Consider the following 24,500-nt stretch of genomic DNA (forward strand, 5'->3'; position numbering starts at 1 on the left):
GCCGATGCGCTGGCTGCTGGCGCTGCTGCTCCTGATGGTGCCGCTGGCCGCACTGGCCCAGCAGCCGCTGCACGATCCGCAGCCGCTGCAGTTCCGCGATGATGCCGAGGAACGCCGCTTCCATGACCTGGCCGCGCAGCTGCGCTGCGTGCAGTGCCAGAACCAGTCGCTGGCCGATTCCAATGCGCAGATCGCGCAGGACCTGCGCCGCGAGGTGCTGCAGCTGATGCAGCAGGGCCACGACGACGCACAGATCAAGCAGTTCCTGGTCGCCCGCTACGGTGAGTTCGTGCTCTATCAACCACCGTTGCAGCCGGGCACCTGGCTGCTGTGGGGTGGCCCCCTGCTGGTGCTCGGCGCCGGTGCACTGGTGGTGCTGGGCATCGTCCGCCGACGTGGACGCACCGTCGGCGCGGCACCGGCCGGCAAGGCCGATGAAGGAGACGAATGGTGAACCATTGGCTGCCGGTGCTGGCCGGCCTGGTTGCTGCGCTGATGGCAGCACTGGTGCTGTGGCCGTTGCGCCACCAAGGTCGTCGCGGTTTCGTGGTCGGCGTGTTCGCACTGGGCGTGGCCGGTGCCTGCCTGTACCTGCTGGTCGGTGATCCGCGTGCAGCACAGGTGCAGCCGACGCCGTCGGTAGCCACCCTGCGCGATGGCGTGCAGGCCCTGCAGGATGCACTGAAGCGCGACCCTCAGCGTGCCGATGGCTGGGCATTGCTCGGGCGTTCGCAGGCCGAACTGGGCAATGCCTCAGCTGCGGCAGACGCCTTCGCGAAGGCCGCCGAATTGGCACCGGATGATCCGGGCGTGCTGGTGGAAGCCGCGCAGGCGCGCGCGCAGGCTGATGCCGGCAAGCAGTTCGACGACACCGCGATGGCCTGGTTGCAGCAGGCACGTACACTGGCCCCCGACGCCGAGCGCGCCAGCTGGCTGCTGGGCATCGCCCTGCGGCAGCGCGGAAAGAACGCCGAGGCTGCGGACGTGTGGAGCGGCCTGCTGCCGCGACTGGAACCGGGCGCCGCGCGGGCGCTGCAGGCGCAGATCGCGATTGCCCGCGAGGCCGCTGGCCAGGCGCCCGATGCTGGCGCTGCGGCGCCAGCGGCGCTGCTGCAGGTGCGCGTGCAGCTGCCGGCACTGAAGAACGCCGACTGGCCAGCCAGCACCCAGGTGTTCGTACTGGCGCGCGCCGTGGATGGACCGCCGATGCCGGTGGCCGCTCGCAAGCTGCCGCTGGCCGGCTTCCCGGCCACGGTTGCGCTGGGCGACGCTGACAGTCCGATGCCAACCGCACCGCTGTCGGCCCATCGCGAAGTGGAAGTGCTGGCACGCATCTCGCGCAGCGGCAGCGCCAACCGCAGCGAGGATGACCTGCAGAGCGTTCCGGTGAAGGTAAGCCTGCCGCATGAGGGCGTGGTGGAGCTGCGGTTTCCATAACGCGCCGCCCGGTAGTGCCGGCCGCTGGCCGGCAACCACGCAGGCGCATCAGGATTCATGAGGTTGCCGGCCAGCGGCCGGCACTACCTGCATCGCCGATGGAAACCAGCGTGTCGCCAGCTCCACATGCGGCCCCGCTAGAATGCCCGCATGACTGAATTCATCCCACCCGGCACCCGCTTCCACGCTCTGCCCTCGCCCTTCCCGTTCAAGCGCGGTGGCGCCCTGCATGGCGCACGGGTGGCCTACGAGACCTGGGGAACGCTGGCCGCCGATGCCAGCAATGCGATCCTGATCGTGACCGGCCTGTCCCCAGACGCGCATGCAGCGGCCAACGAGGCCAACCCGGCACCGGGCTGGTGGGAAGCGATGGTTGGCCCCGACAAACCCATCGATACCAACCGCTGGTTCGTGGTGTGCGTGAATTCGCTGGGCAGCTGCAAGGGCTCGACCGGCCCCGCTTCGCTCAACCCGGCCAGCGGTGAGTCCTACCGCCTTGATTTCCCCGAACTGTCAATCGAAGACGGTGCCCGTGCTGCGGTCGAGGTCGTGCGTGCGCTGGGCATCGGGCAGCTGGCCTGCGTGGTCGGCAACTCGATGGGCGGCATGACGGCCCTTGCCATCCTGATGCTGCATCCGGGCATCGCGCGCAGCCACGTCAACATTTCCGGCAGCGCGCAGGCGTTGCCGTTCTCGATCGCCATCCGCTCGCTGCAGCGCGAGGCGATCCGCCTTGACCCGCGCTGGAATGGCGGCCACTACGACGATGCCGAGTACCCCGAGTCCGGCATGCGCATGGCGCGCAAGCTGGGCGTGATCACCTACCGCTCCGCACTGGAGTGGGATGGCCGCTTCGGCCGCGTACGGCTGGATTCGGACCAGACCGACGACGATCCGTTCGGCCTGGAATTCCAGGTGGAAAGCTATCTGGAAGGCCACGCACGGCGCTTCGTGCGTTTCTTCGATCCGAACTGCTACCTGTACCTGAGCCGCTCGATGGACTGGTTCGACCTGGCCGAGTATGCCGACGGCGACGTGCTGGCCGGGCTCGCGAAGATCCGGGTGGAGAAGGCGCTGGCGATCGGCGCCAACACCGACATCCTGTTCCCCGTGCAGCAGCAGCAACAGATTGCCGATGGCCTGCGCGCCGGCGGTGCCGATGCGCACTTCATCGGCCTGGAATCTCCGCAGGGCCACGACGCCTTTCTCGTCGATTTCGAGCGTTTCGGCCCGGCCGTGCGCGGCTTCCTCGACGCGCTGTAAGTGGCGTGGCGGCGTAATCTCGCGCTGGCTGCTTTCGGCGCGTTGGCTGCATTGATGATCAGCGGCGTGCTGCCGCTGTGGCTGGGTGGCTGGTGCGTGCTGGCCAGCGCGGTGTCGTTCGGCCTCTATGGCCATGACAAGCGCGCGGCGCAGCGAAAGCAGTGGCGGATTCCCGAACGCACGCTGCAGCTGCTGGCGTTCGCCGGCGGCTGGCCCGGCGCGCTGCTGGGCCAGGCGATGTTCCGCCACAAGCACCGCAAGGCCGCGTTCCAATGGGTGTTCTGGCTGTGCGTGCTGGCCAACGTGGCCTCGATCGCGGTGATGCTGCGCGAGTTCTCGCGGTAACCGTTCGAATGGGTAGTGCCGGCCGCTGGCCGGCAACGTCATGATGTTCGACGCGGATGCGTGGTTGCCGGCCAGCGGCCGGCACTACCGGGGTGTTGTCACGCTTCGCGCTCCAACACCCCATCACGCAACCGGTACTGCGCATCGACCACGCCTTCGGGCAGGTCGTCGTGGGTGATCATCAACAGGCTGCGCCCGTCCAGCAACCCGGAGAGATCCTGCAGCAGCGCACGTGCAGTATCCACGTCCAACCCTTCGGTTGGTTCGTCCAGCAGCAGGATCGGCGCGTTGCGCAGCAGTGCCCGCGCCAGCGCCAGCCGTCGCGCCTGGCCAGCCGACATCGTCGCGCCGTTCTCGCCCACCCAGGCCTGCAGGCCACCGTTGCGCTCGGCCCAGTCGCCCAGGCGCACGCGACGGAGGACCGCCCACAAGGCGGCGTCGCTGGCATCGGGATCGCCCAACCGCAGGTTTTCTGCCACGCTGCCGGCAAACACCGGTGCGTTCTGTGGCAGCCACGCCAGTTGCTGGTGCCACTCAGCCTGGGCGACGTCGCGCAGATCGCGGCCACCATAGGTGATTCGCCCCTGCTGCGGATCCCACAGCCGCAGCAGCAGGCTGGACAGCGTGGTCTTGCCACTGCCGCTGTCGCCGCGGATGGCAATGCGTTCGCCTGGCGCCAGGGTCAGCTGGAGACCGGACAGCACCGGCCGCGCCGCGCCCAGCCACTGGAAATGCACATCGTCCCAATGCACGCGCGCGGCTTGCGGCACCGGCTGTGGCACTTGCGGATCGTCCACCGTCGGCGGTTGCTCGACGATCGCCTGCAGGCGATCTGCGGCAATGCGCCCGGACTGCAGCGACTGCCAGGCCAGGCCCATGCCGGCCCACAGTTCGATCAACGCCACGGTCAGGAACACGAGGCCCGCCGCCATCTCCGGCGCGATGCGCTGCCGTTCGGCGGCGTGCAGGGCCAACGCCAGCATCGCCACCAGGCCCAGCCCGGCCACCAGGCCGTGCAGGGTCGAGGCCGCGACCAGGCGCCAGCGACGGCGGCGGTCACGCGAGGCCAACTGCTTGGCTGCCACGCGCACCTTCAGCTGCCACGCGGCATCGGCATGCAGCGCGGCCAGATCTCCCGCCCCTTCCAACCCTTCAAAGGCCGCGGTGCGCAATGCGGCGCGATGCGCGGCGCGGTCGGCTTCTTCCTCATCGTGGCCACGCACGCCCAGCCACGGCACACCGAAGGCGATCAGCAGCGCCAGCACCGCCAGCAGCACTGCCGCCGACGGCAGGATCAGCGCCGCCGATGCAACCGCCACCACCGACAGCGCACCCAGTGCCACCAGCGGCCCGATCGCCCGTACCAGCAGGCCATCCACCTCGCCGATGTCGCCCAGCAGTCGCGCCAGCAGCTCGCCGGTGCGCGTAGCGCCCAGCCGTGCCGGCGCCAGTGGCAGCGCGCGGCGGAAGAACCAGACGCGCAGATCGCGGGCGATGCGCAGGGTGGCATCGTGGCCCACCAGCTTTTCGAAGTAGCGCGACACGATGCGCGCCAGGGTCAAGCCACGGATACCCGCAGACGGCGAGAAGAAATTGAATCCCTGCCCCAGGCCTGCGGCACCGGCCAGCGCGGCCGCGGTGAGGAAACCACCGGACAGGCCCAGCAATGCAGTGCCGGCCAGCATCGTGGTCCACAACAACAGGATCGTCAGCAACAGGCGCGGACGATGGCGCAGGAACACCGCGCGCAGCGAATCGGGCGAACGGCTCATGCGCGCACCGCCTGTGCCGGTTCCACCAGGCGGCCTTCCGGCAGCAGCAGGCAACGATCGGCCCAGGCGATCACCGCCGGGCTGTGGGTGGCGACCACCACGCTGCGGCCACGTGCATATGCGGCCAGGCTGCGCAGCAATGCCGCTTCGGTATCGGCATCCAGGAACGCGGTGGGTTCGTCCAGCAGCAGCACCTGCGGATCACGCAGCAGGAGGCGGGCCAGGCCGATGCGACGCGCCTCACCACCGGACAGGCCGAAGCCACGTTCGCCGATCACCGTATCCAGCCCCTGCGGCAGGCGCTGCGCAAACTGCAGTACCTGCGAAGCCTCGGCCACCGCGCGCAGGCGCGCATCGCTGGCGCCGGGATCGGCCAGGCGCAGGTTGTCGGCGATGCTGCCGTGGAACAGGTACGGACGCTGGCTGGCATAGGCCACCTCCACGCCGGGACGCACCTGCAGCTTGCCGGCACGCGGCGGCAGCCAACCGGCCAGCGCCTCCAGCAACGTACTCTTGCCGGACCCGCTGGGACCGACCAGGGCCAGGCGCTGGCCCGGTTCCAGCAGCACGTCCAGATCCTGCAGCACATCGTGCGGCGCGCCCAGCGGACGCAGCACCAGACCCTGTGCCCGCAGCGGCGGCAGCGCGGCCTCGGCCGGCTCCACCGCCAGCGGCGCGGCTTCGTTCTCGATCAGGCCCTGCTCACCGGGCAGCGACTGCAGCAGGCGCTCCACCTCAGCAGCGGCAGCCAGCGCATTGGCACGGTCGTGGTAGTGCGCGGCCAGCCGTCGCAGCGGCGCATAGAATTCCGGCGCCAGCAGCAGGCAGAACAGGCCCGCCCCCAGCGTCGGTACCGCTGCATGCAGCGACATCATGCCCAGATAGCTCAGCCCGAGGTACAGGGCGACCATCGCCACGCTGACCGAGGCGAAGAACTCCAGCACCGTGGACGAAAGGAAAGCGATGCGCAGAACCTTCAGGGTGCGCACGCGCACGCCTTCGGCAGCTGCCTCGATCCCCTCCAGCTCAGCCTCGCCGCGGCCATACAGGCGCAGCAGGCCCAGGCCCTTGATGCGGTCGGCGAAATGGCCGCTCATCCGCGCCAGCTCACCCAGCTGCGCGCGGCCGGCCGCTTCGGCCCCCCAGCCCACCAGCATCATGAAGAACGGTACCAACGGTGCAGTGAACAGCAGGATCAGCGCCACCACCCAGTCGACCCAGGCTACGGCGGCCAGGATCAGCAGCGGCACCACCACCACTTCGGTGCGTACCGGCAGGAAACCGCTGTAATAGCTCTCGATCGCATCAGCGTGATGCAGCATCAGTTCGCCCAGTTCGCCGGTGCGGCGCTGGCGCAGCCACAGCGGCCCCAGGCCAAGCAGGCGTCCGAACACGCGTTCACGCAGGGCCAACCGCGCGGCATCGGCCACATCACCGGCGGCGGCCTGGGTGGCGCTGCCCAGCAGCGTGCGCGCCACCAGGATCGCCGCCAGACCGCCCAGCACCGGCAACCCCGAGGCCAGCGGCGCGCGCTCTACCAGCACCTGCTGCACCAGCCAGGCGATGGCGGCCGCCTGGCCGATCAACAGGGCACCGGACAGGCTGATGCACAGTGCCGCCAGCCGCTGGCGGCCTCGAGCAGGCCGCGCCAGATCGGCCAGCCACGCGCTGCGGGCGCGCCGCTGGCGGGTCGTTTCGGCGTCCTGGGACAGGGCGACGGAGGAGGTTTCGGCAGCGCTCAAGGGGTCTTCACGGGCAACGGGGGAGACACGGCATTGTAGGCGCAGGCAATGGCCGGCCTCTGCGGCCAGCAGTCGCAGTCTTCATCAGGTTGGCATACGATCAACCGGGGCACCTGTTCATACATTGATCTGGATCAAGGCTGTTTGAAGTAGTCGGTCACATCATTCACGTCGTAGACCACCCTTCCCGCCACCTGCAACGGCACTATCCAACGAGGTAGCCAGGCCATGATTGATCAGACAGTCGTAGAACTGTCGCGGCTGCAATTCGCGCTGACCGCGATGTACCACTTCCTATTCGTACCGCTCACCCTCGGCCTGTCCTTCATGGTGGCCATCATGGAGAGCGTGTACGTGATGACCGGCAAGGAGATCTGGCGCAGGATGACCCTGTTCTGGGGCGTCCTGTTCGGCATCAACTTCGCCATGGGCGTCGCCACCGGCATCGTCATGGAATTCCAGTTCGGCATGAACTGGTCCTACTACAGCCACTACGTCGGTGACATCTTCGGTGCGCCGCTGGCCATCGAAGGCCTGATGGCCTTCTTCCTGGAAGCCACCTTCGTCGGCCTGTTCTTCTTCGGCTGGAACCGCCTGACCAAGGTCAAGCACCTGATGGTGACCTGGCTGATGGCGCTGGGTACCAACCTGTCGGCGATCTGGATCCTGGTCGCCAACGGCTGGATGCAGAACCCGACCGGTGCGGTGTTCAACCCGGAAACCATGCGCATGGAAGTGGTCGACTTCATGGCGGTGGTGTTCAACCCGGTGGCGCAGGCCAAGTTCGTGCACACCGTCAGCGCCGGTTATGTGACCGGTGCGGTGTTCGTGATGGCGATCAGCGCCCTGTTCCTGCTGCGCAACAAGCACAAGGACCTGGCCCGTCGTTCGTTCGCGGTGGCCGCAGCGTTCGGCCTGCTGTCATCGCTGTCGGTGGTGGTGCTGGGTGACGAGAGCGGTTACGCCGCCAGTGAACACCAGAAGATGAAGCTGGCCGCGATCGAAGCGATGTGGGAGACCGAGCGTGCGCCGGCCGACTTCACCGCCTTCGGCATCCCGAACCAGGACACCCACCAGAACGACTACGCGGTGAAGATCCCGTACCTGATGGGCCTGATCGCCACCCGTTCGTTGAACCAGCCGATTCCGGGCATCCTGGAACTGGTCGAGCGCGCCGAACACCGCGTGCGCGGTGGCCAGCTCGCCTACGGCGCGCTGGAACGCCTGCGTGCGAACAAGAACGACGTGGAAGCGCGCGAGATGTTCGACCGCCACTGGCAGGACCTGGGACACGGCCTGCTGCTCAAGCGCTATCGCGATGACATCCTCAACGCCACCCCGCAGGAAATCTCGCAGGCGGCGATGGACACGGTGCCGCGCGTGATGCCGCTGTTCTGGACCTTCCGCGTGATGGCCGGCCTGGGGTTCTACCTGATCGCCTTCTTCGCGCTGGCCTTCTACTACTCGTGCCGCAACAACTTCCAGGACAAGCGCTGGTTCCTCAAGCTGGCCCTGTGGACGCTGCCGGCACCGTGGATCGCGATCGAGTGCGGCTGGTTCGTCGCCGAATACGGCCGCCAGCCGTGGGCGGTCGATGGCGTGCTGCCGACCTTCTATGCGGCATCGGGCCTGGCCCTGCATGAAATCGTGCTGACCCTGGCCGGCTTCACCGCGATCTACACCGCGCTGATCGTGGTCGAGATCAAGCTGATGCTCAAGGCGATCCGCAAGGGGCCGGACGAACTGCTGCCGTCGCTGCAGTCGCCCCAGCCGCATGCTTCCCACAATGCCTCGGCGCCGGCCGCCGGCCAGGCCTGAGGCAGGAGAACCAAGATGGATTTCATTCTTCTGGACTACACCACGCTGCGCGTGATCTGGTGGCTGCTGCTCGGCATCCTGCTGATCGGCTTCGCCGTGATGGATGGTTTCGACCTGGGCGTGGGCACCCTGCTGCCCTTCGTCGCCCGCACTGATGCCGAGCGCCGCCGGGTGATCAACACCATCGGCCCGGTCTGGGAAGGCAACCAGGTGTGGCTGATCCTGGGTGGCGGCGCGATCTTCGCCGCCTGGCCGCCGCTGTATGCGGTCAGCTTCTCCGGGTTCTACCTGGCGATGTTCGTGATCCTGTTCGCCCTGATCCTGCGTCCGGTCGGCTTCAAGTTCCGCAGCAAGATGCCCAGCGAACGCTGGCGCAACACCTGGGACTGGGCGCTGTTCATTGGTGGCTTCATTCCCGCACTGATCATGGGCGTGGCCGTGGGCAACGTGCTGTTGGGCGTTCCGTTCCATTTCGATGACAGCATGCGCATCTTCTACACCGGCTCGTTCTTCGGCCTGCTGATGCCCTTCGCGCTGCTGGCCGGCCTGCTCAGCGTGTCGATGCTGGTCGCCCACGGTGCGGCCATGCTGGTGATCAAGACCGACGGCCCGGTGGCCGAGCGTGCGGCCCGCTTCGGCAGCATCGCGGCAATCATCGCCTTCGTGCTGTTCGCAGTGGGTGGCGCCTGGGTGGCCTTCGGCCTGCCGGGTTACCAGATCACCTCGCAGGTGGTTACCGATGGCGCCACCAATCCGCTGCTGAAGACCGCCGAACTCGGCGCCGCCGGTGGCTGGATGCGCAACTACAGCGCGATGCCGGCCACGATCCTGGCCCCGCTGCTCGGCCTGGCGGGTCTGCTGGCCAGTGCGGTGCTGCTGCGTGCCCGTCGTGGTGGCCTGGCCTTCATCGCCTCCGGTGCGGCCATCGCCGGCATCATCCTGACCGTCGGCTTCGCCATCTTCCCGTTCCTGCTGCCGTCCTCGAGCCAGCCCACCTCCAGCCTGACCGTGTGGGATGCCTCGTCCAGCCACCTGACCCTGTGGATCATGCTGCTGGCCACGGCGGTGTTCCTGCCGATCATCCTCGCCTACACCACCTGGGTGTACCGCGTGCTGAAGGGCAAGACCACCACCGAAGAGATGGGCAACAACCCGAACGCCTACTGATTGCCGGTGTGCCGGCCGACGGTCGGCACACTCTTGAACAAAGGAGATTGACCATGTGGTACTTCGCCTGGATTCTCGGTGCCGGCCTCGCCTCGACGGTGGCCATCCTCAACGGCATGTGGTTCGAAGCCCGCGAGCAGAACCGCATCGAGAAAGAAAATCGTCGCTGAGCTGTAAAAAAACCTTGCCGCCCTGGCCTTCACACGGTATCTTAGGCGGCTCCTTCGGGGTGTAGCTCAGTCTGGTAGAGCGCTACGTTCGGGACGTAGAGGTCGCAGGTTCGAATCCTGTCTCCCCGACCACTCACGTGGTCGCATTGAAGCCTGGTGAAGTCATCCAGGCTTTTTTGCTCCCTGAGGTGGCACTGCTTCGGCAGTGTGAAGAAAACAGCATTCACCCCTTGCCGCCATCGGGGTGAATCGCTAGAATAGGCGGCTCCCTTCGGGGTGTAGCTCAGTCTGGTAGAGCGCTACGTTCGGGACGTAGAGGTCGCAGGTTCGAATCCTGTCTCCCCGACCACTTCGGTGGTCACCAAGAAGCCTGGAAGACATCACTGTCCTCCGGGTTTTTTTGTACCCGGCGCCAGGCCGCCCGCATGACGGGACCTTGCCGGAGCGCACACGTACAATGGCCGCGCTGCCGGCCCACCTGCAGCCACCACTCCCCCACCTGCCGCTTCGGCGTAGACCGATGCCGGCGCTGCATGCCATTGCCGCGGCGTGCGACACCTGCAAGGACCACCGATGAGTTCCTCCACTTCCGATTCGCCGTCGCTGCTGCACGGGCGCGTGCTGGCTTTCGCCGCCATCCTGCTGGCAGCGATCAACCTGCGCACCGCAGTAACGTCGATCACGCCCCTGCTGGACGTGCTCGGCCAGCAGTTCGGCTTCGGTACCACCATGACCGGCGTACTGGGCATGCTGCCGACCGCCTCGTTCGCGCTGTTCGGCGTGGCCACGCCGGCACTGGCGCGGCGCCTGGGCCTGGAACGCACTACGCTGCTGGCAATGCTGATGGCGATGGCCGGCCTGCTGCTGCGCTCCAGCGCCGGCAACGTCGGCACGCTGCTGCTGGGCTCGGTAATCGCGCTGGCCGGCATGGGCATCGGCAACGTGGTGGTGCCGCCGCTGGTGAAGCGTTACTTCGCCAACAAGGTCGGCACCATGAGCACGCTCTACATCAGCGTGCTGCAGCTGGGCACGATGCTGCCGGCGCTACTGGCAGTACCGGTGGCCAACGCTGCAGGCTGGCGCGTGTCGCTGGGCATGTGGGCGCTGCTTGCACTGGCCGCCGCGCTGCCGTGGCTGGTGCTGGCCAGGCGCGCACCGAAGCCGCTGGCCGACGCCGCCGATCCCACCGCGCAGCCGCACGGAAAGGTCTGGCGCACGTCCCTGGGCTGGAGCATGACGCTGATGTTCGGCATGACCTCACTGATGACCTATTCGATGTTCACCTGGCTGCCGCGCATCGTGGTCGAGGCCGGTGGCACGCCTGCATTCGGTGGCGTGATGGTAGCGGTGTTCTCGGCACTGGGCCTGCTGCCGTCACTGGTCATTCCGTCGATGGCGGTACGCATGCAGAACCCGTTCCCGCTGGTGCTGATCGGCTTCTTCTCGTTCGTGATCGCCTTCACCGGGCTGCTGCTGGCGCCGATGAAGGCTCCCCTGCTGTGGGCCTGCCTGCTCGGCGTCGGCCCGTCCACCTTCCCGCTGGCGCTGACCCTGATCAACCTGCGCACCCGCACCCCGGCCGGCTCGGCCGCGCTGTCGGGCTTCATGCAGGGCGTGGGCTACAGCTTCAGCTGCCTGGGCCCGTTCCTGGTCGGCTGGCTGCATACCGTCAGCAATGGCTGGACGCTCCCGTTCAGCTTCCTGTTCGGCTGCGCCACCCTGATGCTGTGCGCCTCGTGGGTCGCCTGCAAGCCCCGCAAGCTGGAAGATCTCTGGTAGCCCGGCCGGGGCCGCCAGACGGCCCCGCCTACCGCTCGTCAGACACCGGGCAATCTTGACGCCGAACTGACAATTCCGGGCGGATAGTGCCCACGAATGCCCTTCCTTGCCGCGTGCCGGCATCGGGCATGGGGGCGGCAGCGCCGCCCAGGCCACCACTCGGTGTGCGGGGGACTCTCGTTTCAGACAAGACATTGCAGGTCGCTGTCCGGGTTGTATCCGTCTTCAATGGGCGGGAACGCACGAAGGGAGTGACGCGGGCCACGGCCACGCCAAATACTGGCATGTGACTTGCGTCACATTTTCGCAGGTTGTCTGGTTCGGAAGCCAAGGGGGTCCCCAATGGTTGTCCACCGCCGGCTGGCGCTCTGCGTCGGCCTCGCATGCACCGCTCTGGCCTGGGCCAGCGGCGCCGCTCCGACCGACCGCGACGCGGCCCTGGCCGAGATCGCCCGCTACCGCGACCAGGCCCGCTGGCTGGATGCGCTCGGCGCAATCGAGCGCGCCAGCCAGCAGCAGCCCAACGACGATCTGCTGTTCAAGCTGCGCGTGCTGACCCTGGGCGACATCGGCAATGCCTGGCGCGCCTGGGAGCTGTACCAGCAGCGGCCGCAGCTGTTCGACGACGCCCAGAAGCAGCGCCTGGAAGGCGACTACCTGGCCAAACTCGTGGTCTGGAGCCTGGCCTACAGCAGCAGCGAGGACAGCCGCCTGGAAGAAGCCGAATCGACCCTGGCGCGCATGCAGCGCTACATCGGCGGCGAAGGCACCCCACCCTCGCAGGCCCCACTGCGCATCCGCATGGACCGGCTGATCCTGCTCAACCGGCTGGGCCGCCATGTACAGGTGCGTGAGGAAGCACGAGCCCTGCAGGCCGAAGGCCACACCCTGCCCGACTACGTGCTGCCTGCCGTGGGCGATTCGTTGATGGGCACCCTGCACCCGGAAGAAGCCATTCCGGTACTGCAGGCGGCCGTCGCTGGCGATCCGGCGCGCGACGCCTCGCATTCGGAACTGGCCTACGCCTACCTGGAAAGCGAGCAGCAGGAAAAGGCGATCGACCTGCTGCAGGCATGGCGCGACAAGGAGCCGGCGTGGCGCTGGAGCAACGGCAAATCACCGTACGCGAACTGGTCACGCTACGAGGCCGATCTCAACCTGGCAATGGTGCGCGCTTACAGCGGCGACCTGGTCACCGCGCAGCACGACCTGGAGTCGATGGTGGACATCGCACCCGGCAACGGAGGCCTGCAGAGTGCGCTGGGCAGCGTCTACATGATGCGCGGCTGGCCACGCAGGGCGCTGCAGCGGCAGCAGATGGCACACGCGCTGGACCCGCGTGACATCGAACCGCGGCTGGGCATGGAAGAGGCCTACGTCGCCCTGCAGCGCGACGACCTGGCGCGGCCGCTGCACGATGACCTGGTCGCACGCTATCCCACCCAACCGGCTGTCGAACGCATGGACCAGGCCTGGCGTGCGCATCGCGGCTGGCAGCTGAAGGCATGGACCGACATCGGCCGCAGCTCCGGTGGCGGTGGCACCTCGCCACTGGGCAACAACGATCGCCACTACGGTGTGGAAGTGGAGACACCGATCCTTGATGACCGCTGGCGGTTGTTCGCCCTGGCCGACCGGCGCTCGACCGATTTCCAGGACCAGCGCATCGATCCCCTGTGGCTGGGTGCGGGCGTGCGCTACCGCTTCGGGCAGCTGGATGCGGAAGCGGCCGTCCTGCGCGCCAACGACCACATCGGCGATACCGGCCTGCGGGTCGGCGTCGGCTGGCAGTTCAACGATTACTGGCACGCCGGCCTGGTGGCCGCGCGCAATGATCCAGACGCCTCGATGCAGGCACGCGCGGCCGGCATCAGCGCCGACAGCGTGAGCGCACAGGTGGACTACCGGCGCAGCGAGCTCACCCATTGGATGCTCGGTGCCAGCCGCTTCCGCTACGACGACGGCAACCATCGCGAACTGTTCAGCACCAGCATTGAACAGCGCCTGTTGACCCGCCCGCGCTGGCTGCTCGATGGCCTGGCCAGTGCCTATACCAGCCGCGGCAGCCGCGACGACGCGCCCTACTTCAATCCGAAGCGCGACCGCATGGTCGAGATCGGCCTGCGCATCGACCAGCAGCTGTGGCGCCACTACGAGCGCCACTTCCGGCACCGGCTGACCGTCTCGCTGGGTGACTACTGGCAGGACGGGTTCGGCAGTGCGCTGGTGCCGACGGTGTCCTACATGCACGAGTGGCAGCTGGGCCCGGGCCGCGTGCTCGAATACGGCGTGCGCTGGTCGCGGCCGGTCTACGACGGCCACCGCGAGCGTCATATCGGCTTCGAAGCCGCACTGCGCTGGGGAGACTGACATGGCCTGCTTCCTGCGACTGATCGTGCTCCTGCTGCTGGCCGCCATGCCGCCGGCGTTCGCGCAGCAGGCCGCGCATCTCGATGCGATCGACAATGGCCTGCTGATCCTCAGCTACCACGACATCCGCGACCAGGTCGCGGCCAAGGGCGATGCCGATACCTATGCGGTGAGCACGCAGAACTTCGCCGCACACCTGGACTGGCTCGGCGCGCATGGCTACCACCCGGTCTCGCTGTCGCAGGTGATCGATGCCTCGCAGGGGCGGGCCACGCTGCCGCCCAAGCCTGTGCTGCTGACCTTCGATGACGGCCTGCGCAGCGTCTACGACAAGGCCTTCCCATTGCTGCAGGCCTACCGCTACCCGGCACTGGTGGCGGTAATCACCGACTACGTGGACATGGCTCCGGGACGCACCATCGACTACGGGTACCGGCCGTTCGGCCGCGATGACTTCGTCACCTGGGCGCAGCTGAAGCAGATGCACGACAGCGGCCTGATCGAAGTGGCCAGCCACACCGACAACCTGCACCACGGCGTGCTCGCCAATCCACAGGGCAATTCCACGCCCGCCGTGGTCACCCGCATCTACAGCCCGGCCACGCACAGCTACGAGACTGAAGCGCAGTATGGGCAGCGCCTGCGCACCGACCTCGCGCGCAGCGTGCAGCGCATCGAGCAGCACCTGGGCGTGCGCCCGCGCGCCATCGTCTGGCCGTACGCGGCCTACAACCAGTTGAGCAACGACATCGCCGCACAGCTGGGCATGCCGGTGTCCTTCGATCTGGAGGGCCGCAGCACGCCGGTGGCCAGCGACCTGCATGGCCTGGCGCGTTTCCTGGTCAGCGACAACCCGACCGTGGAAGGCCTGGCCTACGAGCTGCGCCGCGATGTCGCGCTCGATGGCATCCGTGCCCTGCAGATCGACCTGGATGATGTCTACGACGCTGACCCGGCGCAGCAGGCACGCAACCTCGATGCGCTGGTCGAACGGGTCAAGCGCATCGCGCCGACGCACGTCTACCTGCAGGCGTTCGCCGATCCGGACGGCAACAACACGGCCGATGCGCTGTACTTCCCCAACCGTCACATGCCGATGCGGGCGGACCTGTTCAGCCGCGTCGCCTGGCAACTGAAATCCCGCGCCGGCGTGAAGGTCTACGCATGGCTGCCGGTGCTTGGCTTCGAGCTGCCCGACCCGGCGCAGCGCAAGGCGCTGGCGATCCGCAACGGCGATGCCGACGGCATGTACCGGCTCGACTTCACCAACCCGAAGGCCCGCCAGATCATGCTCGACATCTACGAGGATCTGGCGGTCAATTCCTACTTTGAAGGCCTGCTGTTCCATGACGACGGCTACCTGCGCGACACCGAGCTGCCGGCACTGGCAGCCGGCGGCGATGGCAGTGCGCGCACGCAGGCGCTGATCAGCTTCACCCTGGCGCTGCGCGACAGCGCGCAACGCTGGCGCCCGAAACTGGCCACCGTGCGCAACCTGTACGCTGAGCCGGTACTCCGCCCGCAGAGCGAGGCCTGGTTCGCGCAGCGCCTGGACCTGTTCAACAAGGCCTATGACCAGACCGCGCTGATGGCGATGCCGTGGATGGAAGGCAGCAAGCACCCCGAGCGCTGGCTGGACCAGCTGCTGGCCGCAGTACGCACACACGACCCGCAGCTGCAGCACACCCTGTTCGAGCTGCAGACCGTCGATTGGCGCAACGGGCAACCGATTCCCGCCGAGCGCCTGCGCGCACAGATCCGCCAGTTGCAGGCACAGGGCGTGCACCACTTCGCCTGGTACCCGGACGATTTCATCGCCGACCAGCCCTCCACCCGCGATGCCCGCGCGGCGATGTCCGCCGGCACCTTCCCGTACCCGGAGAAGTGACATGGACATGCATCCGCTGCTGCAGGTCCTGTTCCAGTTCGCTTTCTACTACCCGATGGTGATGGCGTTCTTCTGGATGTCCGGCGGCCTCTACTACTACTACCGGCGCGAACGCCACTCGCGCCCGCGCAACGACCCTCCATTGATGGTCGATCCCCCCTTCGCGAGCCTGCTGGTGCCCTGCCACAACGAGGCAGAGAATCTGGATGACACACTCACTGCGGCGCTGGCCCAGCGTTACCCCGCCGACTACGAAGTGATCGCCATCGATGATGGCAGCAGCGATGACACCGGCGCGCGGCTGGATGTGCTGGCGGCAAGGCACCCGCGGCTGCGCGTATTGCACCTGGATCGTAACCTGGGCAAGGCCAATGCGCTGCGCATGGGCGCACTGGCCGCTCGCTCGGAGTACCTGGTGTGCATCGACGGCGATGCAATGCTGGAGGAACATGCGCTGCACTGGATGATCTGGCACCTGGTCAGCGGCAACCGGGTCGGTGCGGTCACCGGCAACCCGCGCATCCGCAACCGCTCCACCCTGCTCGGACGCCTGCAGGTGGCCGAGTTTTCCTCGATCATCGGCATGATCAAGCGCGCGCAGCGCGTATACGGGCGCATCTTCACCATCTCCGGGGTGATCGCCGGCTTCCGCCGTACCGCCCTGCATCAGGTCGGCTGGTGGTCGGATGACATGGTGACCGAGGACATCGACATCAGCTGGCGCCTGCAGCGCGCGCACTGGGACATCCGCTACGAACCCAATGCGCTGTGCTTCATCCTGATGCCGGAGACCCTCAAGGGCCTGTGGCGGCAGCGCCTGCGCTGGGCCCAGGGCGGCGTGGAGGTGATGCTGCGCCACGCGCGCTCGCTGCTGCACTGGAAAGAGCGGCGCATGTGGGGCGTGCTTCTGGAGTACGTGCTGAGCGTGATCTGGGCCTACACCATGTTGTTCATCGTGCTGCTGTGGGCACTGGGCAAGTTCGTCGAGCTGCCGCCGCAGCTGCATATCGCCAGCCTGCTGCCGCAGTGGCATGGCGTGATCCTGGCGCTGGTCTGCCTGCTGCAGTTCGCCAGCAGCCTGATCATCGACCGGCGTTACGAAACACAGATTGGACGCAACTATTTCTGGGTCATCTGGTACCCGATGGCGTACTGGCTGATCAGCCTTTCCACCACCCTGGTGGCGTTGCCGAAGACACTGCTGCGCCGTCGCAGCAAGCGCGCCACCTGGACCAGCCCTGACCGGGGGATCCGATGAACGCGCAACGCCCGTCCAACCGCTTCGACTCACGGATGATCCGCAAGCCACACCGCCAGCCGCGCTTCCAGCGCACCGCCTGGGGATTCGTCACCCTGGCGTTCTGGGGCTTCTACTTCTACCTGTGGGCGCCCCTGGTGACCCTGTTCTCGTGGTTGGTTGGCGGCCAGCTGGCCTGGCAGCAGCTGTACGAACGGCAAAGCCAGTTCGATCCCTACGTGCTGGTGGCATTGCCGCTGATGCTGCTGGGCGCCAGCGTGCTGCTGATCGGCTGGGCCGAGTACAACCGCGCCCGCTTCCGTGGCCACGAACGCCGCCTGCCGCGGCCACTGGCCAGCCTCAACGAAGTGGCCGCCGATCTGGGTGCCAGCACGGGGCTGGCCGAACGCCTGATGGGCTGCAAGGCCGCCACGTTGCACATGGATGATCACGCACGTCCGGTCGGCATCCGCCGCGAGGTGGTGTAGCCCGACAACCCGGTGGGGTGCCGACCCTGGTCGGCGCTTGTGCCTGGTGGGTGCCGATCATGGTCGGCACCGGGGTCTGCCGCGAAGAACACCCACGCATGGCGTGGTTCCACTTATGTGCGCGTCTGCCCTTCGCCACGCACCACGAAACGTTCGACGGTGAGCGCTTCCAGACCCATCGGGCCATAGGCATGCAGGCGCGTGGTGGAAATGCCGATTTCGCTGCCCAGGCCCAGCTGGCCACCATCGGAGAAGCGCGATGAGGCATTGACCATCACCACCGCCGAGCGCAGCGCAGTGACGAAGCGCTCGGCATGGTCGGCGTCTGCGGTCGCGATCACTTCGGTGTGGTCGGAGGTATAGCGGCGGATGTGCGCGATGGCCGCATCGAGGTCGTCCACCACGCGCACGGCCAGCACAAGGTCGAGGAACTCGGCGGCGTAGTCCTCCTCGGTCGCCGCCGTGCTGCCCGGCAGCAGCGGCTGCGCCTGCGTATCGGCGCGCAGCTGAACGCCACGCTGGCCAAGCGCCTGCGCCACGCGCGGCAGGAAGGAATCGGCTACGTCACGGTGTACCAGCAGTGTCTCCAGCGAATTGCAGGCGGCTGGCCGGCTGCACTTGCCATCCACCAGCAGGTCGATAGCCTTGCCCAGGTCGGCGCTGGCATCCACGAACAGATGACAGACACCCTTGTAGTGCTTGATCACCGGTACCCGCGCATGCTCGGCAACGAAACGGATCAGGCCTTCGCCACCCCGTGGAATCGCCAGGTCGATCAGCTCATGCAGCTGCAGCAGTTCCAGCATCGCCTCGCGGCGCAGGTCGGTCAGCACGGTCACGGCGGCCGGCGGCACGCCATTGGCCTTCAATGCACCGGCGAGTGCCTGCGCGATCGCGGTGTTGGAGTGAATTGCCTCGGAACCACCGCGCAGGATCACGCCGTTACCCGCCTTCAGGCACAGCGCCGCGGCTTCGGCGGTCACGTTCGGGCGCGCCTCGTAGATCATCGCGATCACGCCCAGCGGCACGCGCACCTTCTGCACGCGGATGCCATTCGGGCGCACGTCATCGCGGGTGACCTCGCCGACAGGATCTGGCAATCCGGCCACTTCGCGCACGGCTTCGGCCATCGCGAACAGGCGCGGCGGGTCCAGTGCCAGACGATCGAGCATGGCGCTGCCCACGCCCTTCTCGCGCGCGGCGGCGAGGTCACGTGCATTGCCGGCCAGGATCAACCCTGCATTCACTTCCAGCGCCTGCGCCATCGCCAGCAGCAGCGTGCGTCGTGCCGCGCCGTCGAGGCCGGCAACGATCTGCGCCGCATCACGGCAGGCACGCGCCTGCGCTTCGATCTCGCTCATCGGTGTGTCCTTCAAACCGGTCATGGCAGCACCAGATCGTCGCGATGGACGACGCTGCCGCCGTAGTTGTAGCCGAGCACGGCCTCGATGTCGCGCGAATGGCGGCCGGCGATCCGGCGCACATCATCGGCCGCGTACTGGCTGACGCCGCGCGCGACGCAGACACGGCCCTGCGGCGCGTTCCAGCACACCTGCACCATGTCGCCACGGCGGAACACGCCCTCTGCACCGGTGATGCCACCGGGCAGCAGCGAGGCGCCCTTCTCGCGCATCGCCTGTGCCGCACCGGCATCGATGACGATCACACCCTCGGCCAGCGGTGCATGCCGCAGCCAGTGCTTGCGGGCGGCCTCGCGGCTGCGTGCGGCATGGATGCGGGTGCCGAACAGGCGGTCCTGCGCCAGCGCGCGCACCACGTCACCGCTGCGGCCATTGAACAGATAGGTTTCGATGCCCAGGCGTCCGGCCTTCGCCGCCGCCTCCAGCTTGGTGCGCATGCCGCCGGTACCGGCGCGCGAGCCGGCGCCGCCCGCCATCGCCAGCACCTCGTCACCCAGTTCCGGCACGTCGTGCAACGGCCGCGCATCGGCCACGGTGCGCGGGTCGGCGCTGTACAGGCCATCGATGTCGGTGGCGATGAACAGCGCATCGGCGTCGACCAGCGCCGCCACGGTGGCAGCCAGGTTGTCGTTGTCGCCGAGCTTGAGCTCATCCACCGACACGGTGTCGTTCTCGTTGACCACCGGCAATGCGCCCAGGCGCAACAGTTCACTCAACGTGGCGCGTGCATTGAGGTAGCGGCGGCGGTTGCGCAGGTCGTCGTGGGTCAGCAGCACCTGCGCCACCGGGCGCTCGAAGAAGCGCTGCCAGAGCCCGATCAGCTGGGCCTGGCCGAGCGCGGCCAGGGCCTGCCTCGCCGCCATCGCCGCGCCAGGCTCATCGGCCCGAGGCAGGATTGCGCGCCCGGCAGCGACCGCGCCGGAAGATACGATCACCACCTCGCGCCCGGCCAGGAGATTGGCCGAGACGAACTGCGCCAGGCCCAGCGCGTGGCGTGGCGACAGGCCGCCGCCATCGGCTGCCAGCAGGCTGCTGCCGACCTTGAGCACCGCACGCCGCCACGGCGGCAGCACCTGTTCGGGGAACGGCGAGGCGACAAGGGCAGCGTGCTGGATCATCGGTCAGGCTCTCAGCGGGTGTTCCATTCGTGCACGGTCAGGTCGGAGGCCTGCATCGTCACCAGTGGATCGGTGGCGACGATGGCCCGCGCCTGCGCCAGGCTGTCCACGTTGCACAGCACGTAGGCGCCACCGCTGCCATCGGCGAAGCCACCGGTCAGCTGCAGCTTGCCCTGAGCCTGCAACGCATCGAGGAAATCACGATGCGGCTGCACCGCTGCATCGTTGAAGTCCGGCCGGCGCATCGCCAGCACCAGATACACCGTGGCCGCCATCAGGACAACGCCTGCCAGCGCGCGCGAAGTTCGTCCAGGCGCAGGTCAGCGGCCGAGCCCGGCGATACACGCGCAGCCAGGCTGCCTTCCGGCGTGCGTCCCTGCCCTGCACTGTCGGCACCGGCCGCAGCGGCCTTGTAGGCCTCGCGGAACGGCACACCGGCCACGGCCGCTTCCACCGCCACGTCGGTGGCATACATGCCCGAATCGATCGCCGCACGCAGCCTGTCGTCGCGCCATTCCAGGTTGGCCAGCAGCGCCGGCAGCAGCTCCAGCGCGGCCAGGCCACGGCCGAAGCCGTGGAAGATGGCACCCTTGGACGACTGCAGGTCGCGATGGTAGCCGGACGGCAGCGACAGCAGCTGCTCGATCTCGGTGCGCGCAGCGGCGACGCTGGCGTGGGTGGCGCGCATCAGCTCGATCACATCCGGATTGCGCTTGTTGGGCATGATCGAACTGCCGGTGGTGTACTGCGCCGGCAGCGCGACGAAGCCGAACTCGGCGCTGGTGAACAGCGACAGGTCCCACGCAATGCGGCGCAGGTCCAGCGTGGCGCCACCGAGCGCTTCCAGTGCAGCCAGCTCGAACTTGCCACGCGACAGCTGCGCGTAGATCGGCGAGATCTGCATGCGCGCGAAGCCCAGCGCGGCGGTGGTGTGCTTGCGGTCCAGCGGCAGGTTCACGCCGTAGCCGGCGGCGGTGCCGAGCGGATTGGCATCGACCAGTGCATGGGTGTCACGGGCGCGGATGGCGTTGTCGATGAAGGCCTCGGCCCAGCCCGCCCACCACATGCCGGCCGAGGACACCACGGCACGCTGGATGTGGGTATAACCGGGAATCGGCAGGTCCTTCTCGGCCTGCGCGCGGTCCAGCGCGACCTTTGCCACTTCGGTGCTGAGCTGGGCAACGCGCTGCAGCTTCTCCTTCAGCCACAGGCGCGTGGCGACCAGGATCTGGTCGTTGCGGCTGCGGCCGGTGTGGATCTTGCGACCCGCATCACCAAGGCGTTCGGTCAGGCGCGCCTCGATCGCCGAGTGGCCATCCTCGTACTGCGTATCCAGCACGAAGCGTCCTTCGCGGAAGTCCTGCGCCAGGATCTCCAGTTCGCGCAGAAGTCCGGCAAGCTCATCGGCACTGAGGATGCCGATGTGCTGCAGGCCCTGCGCATGCGCGGCGCTGGCAGCGATGTCATGCAGGAAGAACTCGCGGTCGAGGATCACGTCGTCGCCGGCGAGGAAGGTCTGGATCTGGGCGTCGACGGCGACGCCGGGCTTCTGCCAAAGAAGGTCTGCCATGGGGGCTCCGGAATGCGTGTTCAGTGCGGGATCGACGTCAGTTCGTCGATGCCCAGCGCGAGGTTGAGGTTCTGCATGGCCTGGGTGGCCGCGCCCTTCAGCAGGTTGTCCAGCGTCGCCACCACGACCACGCGCTTGCCGCCCGGCGCGAGCGTGAAGCCACCGACCTGGGCACCGTGGCGGCCGGCGATGCGGCTGACCCACGGCGCTTCGTCCAGCACTTCGATCAAGGGTTCACCGGCATAGGCCTGCTGGAAGCGCTCGACGATCTGCTCACGGGTCTGCACGCGGTTCAGCCACAGGTTGGCGGTCAGCGTGATGCCACGGAAGTGCGGCGCGACGTGTGGCATGAACTCGACCGCCACGCCCAGCTGTACGGACACCTCGCGCTCGTGCACGTGGTTGGTCAGCGCGTAGGGCATCAGGTTGTCGGCCAGCAGTTCGACGTTGTTCTTGTCCGACGGCGTAGTACCGGCACCGGAGTAGCCGGAGACACCGAAGCACTGCGGCGGACCCGCCAGCAGGTCCAGCAGCGGATGCACCGCCAGCTGCATCGCGGTGGCATAGCAGCCCGGGTTGCTGATGTGCTTCTGGCCGTTGTACCGGCCGCGGGTCAGCTCCGGCAGGCCGTAGTACCAGCTGTTGTCGAAACGGTAGTCGGCCGAGAGGTCGACGATGACGGTGTCCGGCTTCGCGGTTTCAAGCGCAGCCACGAACGGCGCGGCCAGGCCGTTGGGCAGGGCCAGGATCACCGCGTCCACGCCCTTGGCCGCCACCGCATCGGCGTCCAGGTTTTCGTACTGCAGCTCGCCCTGGAATTCCGGGTGGTGGTCGGACAGGCGCTGCCCGGCGCGCTCGCGCGAGGAGACGAAAGCCAGCTTCAGCCGCGGGTGGGCGGCCACCAGCTTGATCAGCTCGGCGCCGGTATGGCCGCGGGCACCGACGATGCCCAGGGTGAAGGTCGAATCGTTCATGCGTGACTGTCCAGGCGGTACTGCAGGTGGCGCTTCACGCCCTGCCATTCCGCATCGATGATGGAGAAGATGACGGTGTCGCGCGGCGTGCCGTCGGCGTGCCGCTTGTGGTTGCGCAGCACGCCATCCTGCTTGGCGCCGAGGCGGGCGATGGCGGTGCGCGAGGTGACGTTGAACCAGCTGGTTTCCAGCACCACGCTGATGCAGCCCATGGCCTCGAAGGCGTGCTGCAGCAGCAAGAGCTTGGCCTCGGTGTTGGCGCCGGTGCGCTGCACGCGCGGCGTGTACCAGGTGTAGCCGAGGCTGAGCTTGGGCACGCTGGCATCCATGTCGTAGAAGCGCGTGCTGCCGATGATGTCACCGGCGGCGTCGCGGATCACGAACGGCAGCACCTTGCCTTCGGCGTGCGCCTGCAGCGCGGCCTGTACATAGTGCTCGACCTGCTGCGGTGACGGCACCTGGGTGTACCAGAGCTGGTCCAGGCCGCTGCCTTCGAGGGCAGCGCGCAGGCCGGGGACATGCTCAAGCTGCAGCGGCTGCAGCGCCACGTGCTGGCCGCGCAGGGTAGGCACCGTGTTCCAAACGTCAGGATTGGTCATCGCTCAGCCCTGCAGGCTCGGTGCGCGCTGCGCGCAGTGGTCGACATAGGTCTTGATCCGGTCGATGCCATCGGCGCCGAACCAGAACACTTTCCAATGGTCCTGCTTGTAGCAGCCATCGGACTCGGCGTAGTAGAAGTGGTTGATCGGGTTGCCGTGGCGCGAGCGCCAGAACAGCTGCGGGGTCTCCTCCAGCATCACGTTCCAGACCGCGCGGCCCAGGCCTTCGCCCTGCGCGTCGTCGAGCACGGCGAACTTGTCCAGGTACACGCCTTCGGCCTCGTCGGTGAGGATCACCGCAGTGCGGTAGTTCTCGCTGACATAGGCACGCAGCAGCCTGGTCTTTTCGAAGTAGTCCGGCACCAGGGTGCGGCCGAAGCTGGATTCGATCAGGCCCTTCAGCCGCGGCAGGTCGAGCTCGCTCCAGGCGGTGGCGCGCAGTACTTTCTCACCCTTGCGCACCAGCGTGCCCGAGCCCTTGTGGGTGAACAGTTCCTTGGCCAGGTCGGCCGGACGCGTGATCGACACCGACGATTCCAGCGGCAGGCGGTCGAGCAGGTCCTTGATCTGTTCGATCTTCACCTTCATGCCACCGTGGATCCACGGCTGCGCGATCAGGTGGTCGTATTCGGTGGACAGGTTGATCGAATCGATCACGTTGCCCGCCTCGTCCAGCAGGCCACCGGTGCCGGTCAGGAAGATGATCTTGTACGGCTGCAGCTCCTGCACCAGCTCGTTGGCGGCGAAGTCGGCGTTGACGTTGAGGATCTGGCCACCGGCGGTTTCACCCAGGCTGGTGATGACCGGGATCGAGCCGGCACGCAGGCTGGCCTCGATCGGTGCCAGGTTGACCTTCTTCACCTCGCCGACCAGGCCGTAGGTGTCCACGTCCAGGTACTCGGCCTCGAACACGCCACCGGTGATCGAGGTGGCACGTGCGCCGTTCTGCTGCAGCGCCTCGACCAGGCGCAGGTTGGACTGCTGGAACACCCGGCGCACGATCGCCAATGCTTCCGGCGAAGTCACGCGCAGGCCGTTCACGGTCTGCTTCTCGATGCCGGCCGCCGACAGCTCGGCATCCAGCTGCGGGCCGGCGCCGTGCAGCACGATCGGGGTCAGCCCGACTTCCTGCAGGAACGACAGCGAAGAGGTCAGCGCGTCGAGATCGTCGCGCAGCACCGCGCCGCCGACCTTGACCACGGCGAAGCGCTTGGCATCCAGCTGCGAAAAGCGCTTGAGGTACTGGCTGATCTCCTTCGCGCTGGCCATGCTGGAAAGCAGGCGCACGATGGTCTGGCGGGTCTGGCGGTGGGGCTGGAGGGCAGGAGACATTTCGGTTTCG

The 24,500-nt window shown here is 67.5% G+C and carries 21 protein-coding genes and 2 tRNA genes; 14 read left to right on the plus strand and 9 right to left on the minus strand.

Annotation, left to right across the window (positions count from 1 at the left end):
* The first annotated feature begins 4 nt into the window (after positions 1-4).
* The 4 genes from ACEPA4_RS13370 to ACEPA4_RS13385 all read left to right on the plus strand — a co-directional run bounded on the left by ACEPA4_RS13370 (position 5) and on the right by ACEPA4_RS13385 (position 3,045).
* Positions 5-454 carry a cytochrome c-type biogenesis protein gene (locus ACEPA4_RS13370; RefSeq protein ID WP_065178270.1) on the plus strand — a complete coding sequence of 150 codons (450 nt, stop codon included), beginning with the start codon at positions 5-7 and terminating at the stop codon, positions 452-454.
* Complete coding sequence (locus ACEPA4_RS13375) at positions 448-1,437, plus strand: cytochrome C biogenesis protein (RefSeq protein ID WP_065178269.1); 990 nt, start codon at positions 448-450, stop codon at positions 1,435-1,437. Before ACEPA4_RS13370 ends, ACEPA4_RS13375 begins: the two co-directional genes overlap by 7 nt.
* A 150-nt stretch (positions 1,438-1,587) precedes the next feature.
* Complete coding sequence (locus tag ACEPA4_RS13380; protein ID WP_262090808.1) at positions 1,588-2,700, plus strand: homoserine O-acetyltransferase; 1,113 nt, start codon at positions 1,588-1,590, stop codon at positions 2,698-2,700.
* On the plus strand, positions 2,701-3,045 hold the full coding sequence (locus ACEPA4_RS13385; RefSeq protein ID WP_065178267.1) for a DUF1294 domain-containing protein: 345 nt from the start codon (positions 2,701-2,703) through the stop codon (positions 3,043-3,045).
* A 98-nt stretch (positions 3,046-3,143) separates the two neighbouring features.
* Here the strand turns inward: ACEPA4_RS13385 and cydC are convergent, their stop codons facing one another.
* Both cydC and cydD read right to left on the minus strand, forming a co-directional pair.
* The gene (gene cydC, locus ACEPA4_RS13390; RefSeq protein WP_262090809.1) at positions 3,144-4,817 is read right to left on the minus strand and encodes a thiol reductant ABC exporter subunit CydC; all 1,674 of its coding nucleotides are present in this window, start codon (positions 4,815-4,817) and stop codon (positions 3,144-3,146) included.
* A complete protein-coding gene (cydD, locus tag ACEPA4_RS13395; protein WP_065186048.1) occupies positions 4,814-6,559 on the minus strand; it encodes a thiol reductant ABC exporter subunit CydD in 1,746 nt (581 codons plus the stop codon). The genes cydC and cydD overlap by 4 nt, the downstream gene beginning before the upstream one ends.
* A gap of 228 nt (positions 6,560-6,787) precedes the next feature.
* Between cydD and ACEPA4_RS13400 the strand changes: the two genes are divergently transcribed.
* The 10 genes from ACEPA4_RS13400 to pgaD all read left to right on the plus strand — a co-directional run bounded on the left by ACEPA4_RS13400 (position 6,788) and on the right by pgaD (position 17,476).
* A complete protein-coding gene (locus ACEPA4_RS13400) occupies positions 6,788-8,377 on the plus strand; it encodes a cytochrome ubiquinol oxidase subunit I (RefSeq protein ID WP_053501033.1) in 1,590 nt (529 codons plus the stop codon).
* Positions 8,378-8,392: 15 nt separating this feature from the next.
* The gene (gene cydB / locus ACEPA4_RS13405) at positions 8,393-9,544 is read left to right on the plus strand and encodes a cytochrome d ubiquinol oxidase subunit II (RefSeq protein WP_053501030.1); all 1,152 of its coding nucleotides are present in this window, start codon (positions 8,393-8,395) and stop codon (positions 9,542-9,544) included.
* Positions 9,545-9,597: 53 nt separating this feature from the next.
* On the plus strand, positions 9,598-9,714 hold the full coding sequence (gene cydX, locus ACEPA4_RS13410; RefSeq protein ID WP_005410354.1) for a cytochrome bd-I oxidase subunit CydX: 117 nt from the start codon (positions 9,598-9,600) through the stop codon (positions 9,712-9,714).
* Between the two features lie 55 nt (positions 9,715-9,769).
* Positions 9,770-9,846: transfer RNA gene (locus ACEPA4_RS13415), tRNA-Pro, on the plus strand.
* Between the two features lie 140 nt (positions 9,847-9,986).
* A tRNA-Pro gene (locus tag ACEPA4_RS13420) sits at positions 9,987-10,063 on the plus strand.
* Between the two features lie 224 nt (positions 10,064-10,287).
* Positions 10,288-11,493, plus strand: coding sequence for an MFS transporter (locus ACEPA4_RS13425; protein ID WP_065178262.1), 1,206 nt, complete (start codon positions 10,288-10,290; stop codon positions 11,491-11,493).
* 342 nt (positions 11,494-11,835) lie between these two features.
* Positions 11,836-13,863 (plus strand): poly-beta-1,6 N-acetyl-D-glucosamine export porin PgaA, encoded by a 2,028-nt coding sequence (gene pgaA, locus ACEPA4_RS13430; RefSeq protein ID WP_262090810.1) that lies wholly within the window; start codon positions 11,836-11,838, stop codon positions 13,861-13,863.
* Between the two features lies 1 nt (position 13,864).
* Entirely contained in the window at positions 13,865-15,751 is a 1,887-nt protein-coding gene (gene pgaB, locus ACEPA4_RS13435; protein ID WP_262090811.1) for a poly-beta-1,6-N-acetyl-D-glucosamine N-deacetylase PgaB, read from the plus strand.
* Between the two features lies 1 nt (position 15,752).
* Positions 15,753-17,009 (plus strand): poly-beta-1,6-N-acetyl-D-glucosamine synthase, encoded by a 1,257-nt coding sequence (pgaC, locus tag ACEPA4_RS13440; protein ID WP_065186044.1) that lies wholly within the window; start codon positions 15,753-15,755, stop codon positions 17,007-17,009.
* On the plus strand, positions 17,006-17,476 hold the full coding sequence (gene pgaD / locus ACEPA4_RS13445) for a poly-beta-1,6-N-acetyl-D-glucosamine biosynthesis protein PgaD (protein WP_065186043.1): 471 nt from the start codon (positions 17,006-17,008) through the stop codon (positions 17,474-17,476). Before pgaC ends, pgaD begins: the two co-directional genes overlap by 4 nt.
* A 113-nt stretch (positions 17,477-17,589) precedes the next feature.
* Here the strand turns inward: pgaD and ACEPA4_RS13450 are convergent, their stop codons facing one another.
* The 7 genes from ACEPA4_RS13450 to ACEPA4_RS13480 are packed head-to-tail and all read right to left on the minus strand — an operon-like array spanning position 17,590 to position 24,490.
* A complete protein-coding gene (locus ACEPA4_RS13450; RefSeq protein ID WP_235649388.1) occupies positions 17,590-18,861 on the minus strand; it encodes a glutamate-5-semialdehyde dehydrogenase in 1,272 nt (423 codons plus the stop codon).
* Positions 18,858-20,015, minus strand: coding sequence for a glutamate 5-kinase (proB, locus tag ACEPA4_RS13455; protein ID WP_065186042.1), 1,158 nt, complete (start codon positions 20,013-20,015; stop codon positions 18,858-18,860). The genes ACEPA4_RS13450 and proB overlap by 4 nt, the downstream gene beginning before the upstream one ends.
* Positions 20,016-20,026: 11 nt before the next feature.
* On the minus strand, positions 20,027-20,290 hold the full coding sequence (locus tag ACEPA4_RS13460) for a YciI family protein (RefSeq protein WP_065178255.1): 264 nt from the start codon (positions 20,288-20,290) through the stop codon (positions 20,027-20,029).
* The gene (argH, locus tag ACEPA4_RS13465; protein WP_065178254.1) at positions 20,290-21,585 is read right to left on the minus strand and encodes an argininosuccinate lyase; all 1,296 of its coding nucleotides are present in this window, start codon (positions 21,583-21,585) and stop codon (positions 20,290-20,292) included. The genes ACEPA4_RS13460 and argH overlap by 1 nt, the downstream gene beginning before the upstream one ends.
* Before the next feature lie 20 nt (positions 21,586-21,605).
* Positions 21,606-22,559, minus strand: a complete 954-nt coding sequence (gene argC / locus ACEPA4_RS13470) for an N-acetyl-gamma-glutamyl-phosphate reductase (RefSeq protein WP_065178253.1) — start codon at positions 22,557-22,559, stop codon at positions 21,606-21,608.
* Positions 22,556-23,158, minus strand: coding sequence for a GNAT family N-acetyltransferase (locus tag ACEPA4_RS13475; protein WP_065186041.1), 603 nt, complete (start codon positions 23,156-23,158; stop codon positions 22,556-22,558). The genes argC and ACEPA4_RS13475 overlap by 4 nt, the downstream gene beginning before the upstream one ends.
* 3 nt (positions 23,159-23,161) lie before the next feature.
* Positions 23,162-24,490, minus strand: coding sequence for an acetylglutamate kinase (locus tag ACEPA4_RS13480; RefSeq protein WP_065178251.1), 1,329 nt, complete (start codon positions 24,488-24,490; stop codon positions 23,162-23,164).
* Positions 24,491-24,500: the final 10 nt, after the last annotated feature.

It is taken from the genome of Stenotrophomonas sp. P2112, assembly GCF_041897515.1.
GTDB lineage: Bacteria > Pseudomonadota > Gammaproteobacteria > Xanthomonadales > Xanthomonadaceae > Stenotrophomonas > Stenotrophomonas sepilia.

Excerpts from the sequence above, each read along its gene's own strand:
- argC (WP_065178253.1), bottom strand. The coding sequence starts at position 22,559 with ATGAACGATTCGACCTTCACCCTGGGCATCGTCGGTGCCCGCGGCCAT.
- cydB (WP_053501030.1), top strand. The coding sequence starts at position 8,393 with ATGGATTTCATTCTTCTGGACTACACCACGCTGCGCGTGATCTGGTGG.
- pgaD (WP_065186043.1), top strand. The coding sequence starts at position 17,006 with ATGAACGCGCAACGCCCGTCCAACCGCTTCGACTCACGGATGATCCGC.
- ACEPA4_RS13425 (WP_065178262.1), top strand. The coding sequence starts at position 10,288 with ATGAGTTCCTCCACTTCCGATTCGCCGTCGCTGCTGCACGGGCGCGTG.
- ACEPA4_RS13380 (WP_262090808.1), top strand. The coding sequence starts at position 1,588 with ATGACTGAATTCATCCCACCCGGCACCCGCTTCCACGCTCTGCCCTCG.
- pgaB (WP_262090811.1), top strand. The coding sequence starts at position 13,865 with ATGGCCTGCTTCCTGCGACTGATCGTGCTCCTGCTGCTGGCCGCCATG.
- pgaA (WP_262090810.1), top strand. The coding sequence starts at position 11,836 with ATGGTTGTCCACCGCCGGCTGGCGCTCTGCGTCGGCCTCGCATGCACC.
- ACEPA4_RS13475 (WP_065186041.1), bottom strand. The coding sequence starts at position 23,158 with ATGACCAATCCTGACGTTTGGAACACGGTGCCTACCCTGCGCGGCCAG.
- ACEPA4_RS13375 (WP_065178269.1), top strand. The coding sequence starts at position 448 with ATGGTGAACCATTGGCTGCCGGTGCTGGCCGGCCTGGTTGCTGCGCTG.
- cydC (WP_262090809.1), bottom strand. The coding sequence starts at position 4,817 with ATGAGCCGTTCGCCCGATTCGCTGCGCGCGGTGTTCCTGCGCCATCGT.
- argH (WP_065178254.1), bottom strand. The coding sequence starts at position 21,585 with ATGGCAGACCTTCTTTGGCAGAAGCCCGGCGTCGCCGTCGACGCCCAG.
- proB (WP_065186042.1), bottom strand. The coding sequence starts at position 20,015 with ATGATCCAGCACGCTGCCCTTGTCGCCTCGCCGTTCCCCGAACAGGTG.
- ACEPA4_RS13450 (WP_235649388.1), bottom strand. The coding sequence starts at position 18,861 with ATGACCGGTTTGAAGGACACACCGATGAGCGAGATCGAAGCGCAGGCG.
- ACEPA4_RS13480 (WP_065178251.1), bottom strand. The coding sequence starts at position 24,490 with ATGTCTCCTGCCCTCCAGCCCCACCGCCAGACCCGCCAGACCATCGTG.
- pgaC (WP_065186044.1), top strand. The coding sequence starts at position 15,753 with ATGGACATGCATCCGCTGCTGCAGGTCCTGTTCCAGTTCGCTTTCTAC.
- cydX (WP_005410354.1), top strand. The coding sequence starts at position 9,598 with ATGTGGTACTTCGCCTGGATTCTCGGTGCCGGCCTCGCCTCGACGGTG.
- ACEPA4_RS13400 (WP_053501033.1), top strand. The coding sequence starts at position 6,788 with ATGATTGATCAGACAGTCGTAGAACTGTCGCGGCTGCAATTCGCGCTG.
- ACEPA4_RS13370 (WP_065178270.1), top strand. The coding sequence starts at position 5 with ATGCGCTGGCTGCTGGCGCTGCTGCTCCTGATGGTGCCGCTGGCCGCA.
- ACEPA4_RS13460 (WP_065178255.1), bottom strand. The coding sequence starts at position 20,290 with ATGGCGGCCACGGTGTATCTGGTGCTGGCGATGCGCCGGCCGGACTTC.